Here is a 7,831-nt window from a genome sequence, read left to right on the forward strand (position 1 = left end):
TACCGCCAGAAGGAACGTATGATGGCCAAGACTGCCCTGCTGCTCATCGATTTTCAGAATGACTATTTCGAGAACGGTGCCTTCCCGCTGGTGGGCACGGAAGCTGCGGCCCAGAATGCCAAAGTGGCGCTCGACACGTTCCGCGGTCGGGCCGATCTGATCGTTCACGTCCGTCACCACGCCCTGGAAAGCGACGCGCCCTTCTTCGTCCCGGGCAGCCATGGCGCCGAGATCCATGAACAGGTGGCGCCGGCAGGCGACGAGATCGTTGTCACCAAGTCCCAGATCAACGTCTTCCTGGATACCGATATCGACACGATCCTGCGTAACCACGGCGTCACTTCGGTGGTGGTTGTCGGCGCCATGAGCCACATGTGCGTCGATGCAGCTGTCCGCGCGGCATCGGACAAGGGCTATCAGGTAACGGTGCTGCATGACGCCGTCGCAACGCGTGACCTCGAGTTCGGTGATCAGCTCGTGCCGGCCAGTCAGGTTCACGCCGCCTTCATGTCTGCCCTCGCCTTCGCCTATGCCGAGGTGATCTCGGTCGACGAATACCTCAAGCGGCAGTCATAACGGACTGCATCCCGGAATGTGGGACGCCATGCCTTGGCGTCCCCGATCAACCTAGCGGATGCGCAGACCGCTGGATGCGTCGAACAGAAGGGCCCTGCTCGGGTCAATGCCAATCGTCAGGCTATGTCCCGCCTTCAAGTTCTTGGCTTCTCTGATTTCGATGGTCAAAGGCTCGTCGCGGCCATGTTGAACATAGGCGAATGACGAGGCACCGAGATTCTCCAGCACATCGAGGCGGACGGTCAGCCCTTCTGCCGAATTCAGCTTGAAGTGTTCCGGCCGAACGCCAAGCATCAACTTGTCTCCAAGCCCCGGAACGGCGCCTTTCAGGGACAGCGGAATGGTTGCAGTGGGGAAGTCATCCAAGCGGACCACAATATCTGACGCGCTGCTTGAGACCAGTGTCACGGGCAGAAAATTCATCTTCGGTGAACCGATGAAACCCGCAACGAAGAGATTGTCGGGATCCTCATAGAGCTCCATTGGCGCACCGACCTGTTCAATGCGGCCGGCTCGCAGCACGACGATGCGGTCCGCCAGGGTCATCGCCTCGACCTGGTCATGCGTCACATAGATCATGGTGGTGCCCAGCGACTGATGCAGCCTGGCAATTTCAAGCCGCATCTGAACCCTGAGTTCCGCGTCGAGATTGGACAAGGGCTCATCGAACAGGAAGACATCCGGTTCGCGCACGATCGCACGCCCGATCGCCACTCGCTGACGTTGACCACCGGAGAGTTGCCGCGGCCTGCGTTGCAGGAGCGGTTCGAGCTGCAGCGTGCGTGCAGCCGCCAGCACCCGCTCCCGCACCTCTTCCTTCGAGAAGCCGTTGATCTTCAGGCCGAAGCCCATGTTCTCCTCGACCGACATATGCGGATAAAGCGCATAGGACTGGAAGACCATGGCAACGCCGCGATCGGCAGGCGCCACCTTTGTCATCTCCTGATCGCCGATGGAGAGGGCGCCCGAGGATATGTCTTCGAGACCCGCGATCATTCTTAAGAGTGTCGACTTACCGCATCCCGAGGGACCGACGAACACGACGAACTCGCCATCGCGGATCGTCAGATCAACGCCATGGACGACATCGATCGCTCCATAGGATTTGCGGACCTTCTTCAGTTCCAGTCCAGCCATGCTCTTCTCCTCCCTCGTCTCGTAATCAACCGGGCGCAAATTGCGCCCGGTCGGTTTGGCATCAGCGCAGATTTTCGGGGATCCACTCACCGTGAGCCTTCAGGAGGTCGTCGGTCAGCGACCAGATCTGGTCGAGGTCGAGCTCGGCAGAGGTGTGTGGGTCAAGCATTGCGGCATGATAGATGTGCTCGCGCTTGCCGGTCACGATCGCCTCGACTGTCAGGGCCTGAACATTGATGTTCGTCTGCATGAGTGCGGCGAGGTGCGGTGGGATCGCGCCGATCCGTGTCGGCTGGATGCCATTGCGATCAACGACACAGGGCACTTCGACGCAGCAGCCTTCCGGCAGGTTCGAGATGATCTGGTCGTTCGGCACGTTGCCATAAACGACGGCGGGTTTGCCGGTGACCATGGCACGGATGATATGGGAACCATATTCCACGCTCCGCTCGATCGGGATCGTCTTGCTCGAATCCTGCAGATCCTTCGACATGGTCTTCCAGTCGGCGATCTGCTTTTCACAGCGGCGCGGATACTCATCGAGAGGGATGTTGAAGCGTTCGATCAGGTCCTCACGACCCGTCTTAATGTACCACGGCACATATTCTGCGAAATGTTCCGAACTCTCGGTAACGAAATAGCCGAGGCGCTTGAACATGTCGTAGCGAACCCGGTTGCCGTCAGGCACGCGGCCCTCTTCCATGACCTTGCGGATCAGCGGATAGAGATCCTCACCATTGCGCTCGAACTTGAGGTAGAACGCCATGTGGTTGATGCCGGCGACGAGGTAGTCGATTTCCTCGTAGGGCACCCCAATATCCTCTGCGAGTTCCTTGGCGGTATACGGAACAGAGTGGCAGAGGCCGACGGTCTTGATCTTCGACAGGCGGCTGAGGCCCCAGCAGTTCATTGCCATCGGGTTGGCATAGTTGATGTGCAGTGTATCCGGGCAGAGACGCTCCATGTCCTTCGACATTTCGGCAAGCACGGGAACCGTGCGCAGCGCCCGCATGATGCCACCAATGCCGAGCGTATCGGCAATCGTCTGGCGCAGGCCGTATTTCTTCGGGGTCTCGAAATCGACGACGGTGCCCGGCTTGTAGCCGGCAACCTGGATCATGTTGATGCAGAAGTCAGCGCCGTCCATGGCTTTGGATCGGTCCGTGGTCGCGGTGATGCGCGCCGGGACATTCAGCTGCTGCTTGATCTTGTTGCCGACGGCGAGCGACTCGTTCAGCCGCTCTTCGTTGATGTCGTAAAGCACGATATCGACATCCTGCAGGTCTTCGAACGAGAGGATGTCGCCCATCAGGTGCTTTGCGAACACGGTGCTACCGGCACCGATGAAAGTGATCTTGGGGGGACGCATGGGGTTCTCCGGGGTAACCGGCGTCTTGGGCCACCGGTCTTGAAATAAGGTTGGTTAGGCCCGCGCCCACATCATGGGCGCGGCGCAAGGTCGTAGGGAGGGAAAGGCTCAGAAGAGGTTGTTCACCTCGTCATTTGCGGTTTTCAGGATCTCGGTCGGATCGCCCTGGTCGAGCATGACCTTCGAAACGGCAGTCGCGAAGATCGTGGAAATCTCCCCGCCAAAATCCGAGATCGGGAAGGGGAAGGTCGTCTCGGGCGTCGCCAGCAGGGTGAAGGCCGACACATCCAGCCCCTTGGCCTTGTGCGCCTCTTCGGCCAGTTTCGCGGCTTCCGGACGCGCCGGGAAGACAACACCCGCCTCACCGACAATCGCCTGGCATTCGGCCGAGCCGAGATACTGCACCCACTTCCAGGCCTCATCCTGATGCTTGGAACCGCTCCAGATGGAGTCCGCCAGACCGTTGAACATCGAACGGCGGCCCTCTGGTCCCTGCGCGAGCGGCGCAAAGCCGAATTCGAACGGCGTGTTGTCGCGGTACGAATTGATCATCCAGGAACCATCCGGAACCAGGGCGGCCTTGCCCGCCGAGAAGAGACCGACGGCCTGGAGGTTGCCCGCCTGCTCCTGCGAAACGCTGAAGCCATGCTTCAACGAGAGATCACGCAGCCAGGTCAGCGTCTCCGCCAGCTTCGGATCGTCATAGAGATACTTCGTGCCCCAGGGCTGATCGATGAACTTCGCACCATAGGATGCAGCGAAGTGGCTCCACTGCGTCTGGCCATATCCATCGGCCGGATTGGTTGCCAGACCGTAGACCTCGATGTTCTTCGGGTCGAAGCCTTCCTCGTTGCCCCGCTTGCCATTCTTGTCGATGGTGAGCTTGGCGAGGATCTGCTGGAAAGTCCCACCGTCCTTCGGGTTCCAGGTCATGTTGCGGAGGTCATCCTCCGTCACGCCCGCGTCGGCGAGCATCTTCTTGTTGTAGGCATAGGCGATCGTATCCCAGTCCTTCGGCAGACCGAACTGCTGGCCATCCTTGTTCCAGGCCTCGGCAAGACCCGGCAGATAGGCCTTCATGTCGACCTTGTCGGCGGCAATCTTCTCGGTGAGGTCGACCATGACGCCATTGGCCAGGAATTCCGGGAACCGGCTCAGATGGTTGACAAAGACATCGGGTGCGGTGCCCGAGACGAAGCCCGTGGTCAACGTCTGCCAGTAATTGTCCCAGCCATCCTGCTTGATGGAGATCTTGATACCCGGATTGGCGGCTTCGAACTTGTCGGCGCATTTGCGATAGACAGGCGCCTGGTTGCCGTCCCACATCCAGTAGCTCAGCTCAACGTCAGCCGCTTGGGCAGAGGTTGCCAAAGCCCCCGCCAGCATGGTGGTCGACAACATGGTCGCGATTGCAGTTTTCATCATCACTCCTCCTGATTTCCCGATGATTGATTGCGGGTTACTTCATCCCTGTCGTCTGCAGGGATTCCACGATGCGCCGTCCGAAGAAGGCGAGTACGAACAGAACCGGTATGATCGAAAGGCTGACCGCAGCCATCAGCCCGGTCCAGTCAGGCGTGCCCTGCCCGGTCTGGCTGAGGAAGTCGGACAGCGCGACAGCCATGACGCGCACGCTTTCATCGCGACCGGTGAGGAACGGCCAGAAAAACTCGTTCCAGGCATTGATGGTCAGCAGGATGGCGAGCGTTGCGATCGGCCCCTTTTGCAGCGGCAGCGCGATCTTCCAGAAGATCTGGAATGCGGAGCATCCATCAAGCTTCGCAGCCTCTTCGAGTTCCTTAGGCGACGAGATGAAGAACTGCCGCAGGAAGAAGATGGCGAACGGAGACATCAGGATCGATGGCGCAACCATGCCCTGGAAGGTGTTGATCCAGCCGAGCTCCTTCACGAGAATGAAGTTCGGGATGAACAGAACCATGGCCGGGATCATGGTCGCCGCGACAAAGGCATAGAAAAGTACCGAGCTGCCGGGAAACTTCATCCGCGCAAAGGCGTAACCGGCCAGAGCCGAGAAGAAGAGCTGTCCGCCGACGACCAGCACCGTGTAGATGACGCTGTTGCGCAGGGCCACGAGGAAGTTGATCGGCGAGGCATTGACCGATGTCAGAACCACATCGGTCGGTAGGCCCATCACGCGGCTGAAATTTCCAAGGATCGCGTCCGGCGGCAGAAGTGCCGTGGATGTCTGGAAGATTTCCTGCGGATGGGTCAGCGCGGTTTTCAGCGCCATCCAGAGCGGCAGCAGCGAAATGAAGGCAAACACGCCAAGGACCGCGTAGCCGAGGATCGCCCAGGGGGAAAGTCTGTTCATGACCGCCTCCTCACGCCAGGTCTGACTGCCCGCCACGCAAGACCCGCATCTGCAGGAGCGTGACGAGAATGAGGATCGTGAACAGGACCATCGACGCGGCGGAGGCAAAGCCCATCCGGTTGAACCGGAATGCCTGCTCATAGATGTACCATAGGACGACGCGGGTCGATTCCGCGGGGCCACCGCCCTTGGTCGCGACCGCCACCACGTCGAAGATCTGGAAGGAACCGATGACGGATGTGACGAGGATGAAGGCAAGGACCGGCCGCAGCAGCGGCAGCGTGATGTGCCGGAACATCGTGAACTCGGATGCACCTTCCAGACGCGCCGCCTCGTAGAGATCCTTCGGGATCGCCTGCAGACCAGCGTAGAAGAGCAAAGCCGTCAGCCCCACATGCCGCCAGATCGATATGCCAGCGACAGAGATGAGTGCCTGGTCCGGAGAGCTTAGGAAACCCTGACGGGCCACGCCGATAAACTCCAGCCAATGGTTTGTCAGGCCAAGCAAGGGATCAAGCATCATCAGCCAGATCAGGGCAGCAACGACATTGGAGAGAAGATAGGGTGCGATGATGATCGCCCGCACGGTGACGCCGCGCGCCAGTCGATCCGCCAGCACGGCAATCAGGAGACCGAGCGCTGTCTGTACCGGGATGTTGTAGACCACATAAAGCAGGGTCAGACGCAGCGAATCCCAGAATTTCGGATCGGAAAAGAGACGGACATAATTGTCCAGGCCTATGAAGCGGGGTGCGCGCAGCATGTTCCAGTCGGTGAGACTGATCTCCATCGCCCGCACGGTGGGGAGAAGATAGAAGAGAACAAAGCCGGTCAGCGCCGGCAGGATGAAGAGATAGCCGACAACCCATTCGGGCAGCCGTCGCTTGCGCCGACCTTCGCGATTTCGACACGGTTTTCCAGATTCCGAAACGGTGACCATCAGTCCTCCCTCCACAATCAGCCCTCCAGCTGACACGTGTTATTCTCACTTAACACAATTACTAACACGTGTTAGTATGGGTACGAGACGTTTGGACGATTGTCAATCGCCAACAGGGGTGCATAACGATCCGCGACAGGCTCTTTCGAGGGTGAACCAATCAGGGAGTAAAGACATTCATGGTGCCCAAGGTAACCAGTTGGGACGTTGCGCGCATGGCAGGCGTCTCGCGCACGACGGTCTCGATGGTTCTCAACAAGTCGGAAACGGTCAGCCTTTCGGACGAGACCCGCCGTCGCGTGCTGCAGGCCGCCAGCGATCTCGGCTACAAGCCGAACTCCGCCGCCCGCATGCTCGTCCGCGGCGATACGGAAACCATCGGGCTCATCATCTCCGACCCCGCCATCCTGCCGATTGACGCCTTTATCCCCCAACTCATGCACGGGATAAGCCAATGCAATCGCGAACACGGCTATCATGTCCTCCTCGAGGGGATCACGGCCGGGAACAGTGCAAACCCTTACGAAAGCATGGTGGAATCCCGCCGGATAGACGGCATGATCGTGCTCAATCCCCGCAGTGACGATCCCAATCTGCGCGATCTGATCGACCGCGGATATCCGGTGGTGCTCGTCGGCTCCGTACGGCATCCGGACGAACTGTCCGTGAACTTCACCACGAGCGAAGGCATATCCGCAGCGGTTGAGAACCTTGTCGGGCTAGGCCACCGGAAAATAGGAACAGTACCCTTCTGCAGAGCGGGTCTGATCGGAACGGACGTACGATTGGCCGTACTTCGACGAGAACTCGCCAATCACGGAATCGAGCTGCCGGACAGCCACGTCGAGCACGCAAATTTCAGCGCCGAAAGCGGTCATCACGCCACACGCCGCCTGCTGGAGCGCCATCCGGACATTACGGCAATCATGGCCGGCAACGATACGATCGCCATCGGCTGCATAAGCGCGGCCCATGCTCTCGGAAGATCGGTGCCCGAGCACCTGTCGCTCGTCGGTTTCGACAACCTTCCATTCTCGCCCTGGCTGACGCCCGCATTGACGACGATCAATGTCGACGCGTCCCTGCAGGGCAAGATTGCGGCAGAGCTTCTGATCAAGCGCCTGCGCGGCGAGCCAATCACGGAACGCCAGATCAAGTTGCCGACAAGCCTTGTGCTGCGAGCCTCGACGGCACAAGTGACCTGAGACCCGACTGTTCTCCAGAATTTGGTAGAGGCCGTCACATCAAGGAGACGGCCTCTACCAAATTCTGTAGCAAGGTCAGGGGCTCAGGTCAGTTCCAGTCTTTGCGACGATAAATCAGCCTCAAAACGCAAAAACCGCCCCCGTTGGATGGGAGCGGTTATTGATTTATGTTTTATTTGGTTGCGGGGGCAGGATTTGAACCTGCGGCCTTCAGGTTATGAGCCTGACGAGCTACCGGGCTGCTCCACCCCGCGCCAAGAGCGTCCCAATTG

Annotated in this window: 7 protein-coding genes and 1 tRNA gene; 2 read left to right on the forward strand and 6 right to left on the reverse strand. The window is 59.3% G+C overall.

The annotated features are described in order from the left end of the window. The first annotated feature begins 21 nt into the window (after positions 1-21). Positions 22-576, forward strand: coding sequence for a cysteine hydrolase family protein (locus tag J2045_RS22600; RefSeq protein WP_307377547.1), 555 nt, complete (start codon positions 22-24; stop codon positions 574-576). Positions 577-627: 51 nt separating this feature from the next. Here the strand turns inward: J2045_RS22600 and J2045_RS22605 are convergent, their stop codons facing one another. From J2045_RS22605 to J2045_RS22625, 5 genes are all read right to left on the reverse strand, one after another. Then, positions 628-1,713, reverse strand: a complete 1,086-nt coding sequence (locus J2045_RS22605) for an ABC transporter ATP-binding protein (RefSeq protein WP_307377549.1) — start codon at positions 1,711-1,713, stop codon at positions 628-630. A 61-nt stretch (positions 1,714-1,774) separates the two neighbouring features. Next, entirely contained in the window at positions 1,775-3,082 is a 1,308-nt protein-coding gene (locus J2045_RS22610; RefSeq protein ID WP_307377552.1) for an alpha-glucosidase/alpha-galactosidase, read from the reverse strand. A 108-nt stretch (positions 3,083-3,190) separates the two neighbouring features. Continuing rightward, positions 3,191-4,507, reverse strand: a complete 1,317-nt coding sequence (locus J2045_RS22615; RefSeq protein WP_307377555.1) for an ABC transporter substrate-binding protein — start codon at positions 4,505-4,507, stop codon at positions 3,191-3,193. A 34-nt stretch (positions 4,508-4,541) separates the two neighbouring features. Next, positions 4,542-5,414 carry a carbohydrate ABC transporter permease gene (locus J2045_RS22620; RefSeq protein ID WP_307377559.1) on the reverse strand — a complete coding sequence of 291 codons (873 nt, stop codon included), beginning with the start codon at positions 5,412-5,414 and terminating at the stop codon, positions 4,542-4,544. A 10-nt stretch (positions 5,415-5,424) separates the two neighbouring features. After that, positions 5,425-6,354 carry a carbohydrate ABC transporter permease gene (locus J2045_RS22625; protein WP_307377562.1) on the reverse strand — a complete coding sequence of 310 codons (930 nt, stop codon included), beginning with the start codon at positions 6,352-6,354 and terminating at the stop codon, positions 5,425-5,427. Between the two features lie 179 nt (positions 6,355-6,533). Here J2045_RS22625 and J2045_RS22630 point away from each other — a divergent pair, with 179 nt between their 5' ends. After that, positions 6,534-7,559 carry a LacI family DNA-binding transcriptional regulator gene (locus J2045_RS22630; protein ID WP_307377565.1) on the forward strand — a complete coding sequence of 342 codons (1,026 nt, stop codon included), beginning with the start codon at positions 6,534-6,536 and terminating at the stop codon, positions 7,557-7,559. Positions 7,560-7,736: 177 nt separating this feature from the next. Here J2045_RS22630 and J2045_RS22635 read toward each other — a convergent pair. Then, positions 7,737-7,813, reverse strand: a tRNA-Met gene (locus J2045_RS22635). Positions 7,814-7,831 lie beyond the last annotated feature (18 nt).

Source organism: Peteryoungia aggregata LMG 23059, from assembly GCF_030814435.1.
GTDB lineage: Bacteria > Pseudomonadota > Alphaproteobacteria > Rhizobiales > Rhizobiaceae > Allorhizobium > Allorhizobium aggregatum.

Excerpts from the sequence above, each read along its gene's own strand:
- J2045_RS22610 (WP_307377552.1), bottom strand. The coding sequence starts at position 3,082 with ATGCGTCCCCCCAAGATCACTTTCATCGGTGCCGGTAGCACCGTGTTC.
- J2045_RS22605 (WP_307377549.1), bottom strand. The coding sequence starts at position 1,713 with ATGGCTGGACTGGAACTGAAGAAGGTCCGCAAATCCTATGGAGCGATC.
- J2045_RS22625 (WP_307377562.1), bottom strand. The coding sequence starts at position 6,354 with ATGGTCACCGTTTCGGAATCTGGAAAACCGTGTCGAAATCGCGAAGGT.
- J2045_RS22615 (WP_307377555.1), bottom strand. The coding sequence starts at position 4,507 with ATGATGAAAACTGCAATCGCGACCATGTTGTCGACCACCATGCTGGCG.
- J2045_RS22620 (WP_307377559.1), bottom strand. The coding sequence starts at position 5,414 with ATGAACAGACTTTCCCCCTGGGCGATCCTCGGCTACGCGGTCCTTGGC.
- J2045_RS22600 (WP_307377547.1), top strand. The coding sequence starts at position 22 with ATGGCCAAGACTGCCCTGCTGCTCATCGATTTTCAGAATGACTATTTC.
- J2045_RS22630 (WP_307377565.1), top strand. The coding sequence starts at position 6,534 with ATGGTGCCCAAGGTAACCAGTTGGGACGTTGCGCGCATGGCAGGCGTC.